The sequence below is a fragment of the Enterobacter sp. UNJFSC 003 genome (genome assembly GCF_036903355.1).
In the GTDB taxonomy this organism is placed as follows: Bacteria; Pseudomonadota; Gammaproteobacteria; order Enterobacterales; family Enterobacteriaceae; genus Enterobacter.
The window spans coordinates 1-254 of the sequence record NZ_JBAKHK010000256.1 but is presented as its reverse complement, the minus strand read 5'-3'; the positions used below and the strand labels follow the sequence as shown (position 1 = coordinate 254).

The 254-nt window shown below is 48.4% G+C and carries 1 pseudogene; it reads right to left on the bottom strand.

Annotation, left to right across the window (positions count from 1 at the left end):
* Positions 1-254 (bottom strand): annotated as a pseudogene (locus tag V5P19_RS24040) (alpha-ketoglutarate transporter); the annotation flags it as partial.

Genomic DNA, 254 nt, shown 5'->3' with positions numbered 1-254 from the left:
CAGCAGGGCACACATCACCAGACCAAAAGCGGCATAAGGCGAGGAAACGTTTTGCACTGCTGAGAGAATAGGAACGGTAAAAATGGCTGCCAGCGAACCGAAACATAACATTGAGGTACGGCGACCAATCTTATCCGACAGCGCGCCAATGAGTGGTTGAATAAGCATGAATACAAACAATGCGGCAGTCATAATGCCACTCGCCACGTTGGCATGCATTCCCGCAGTATTTACCAGATACTTCTGCATATAAG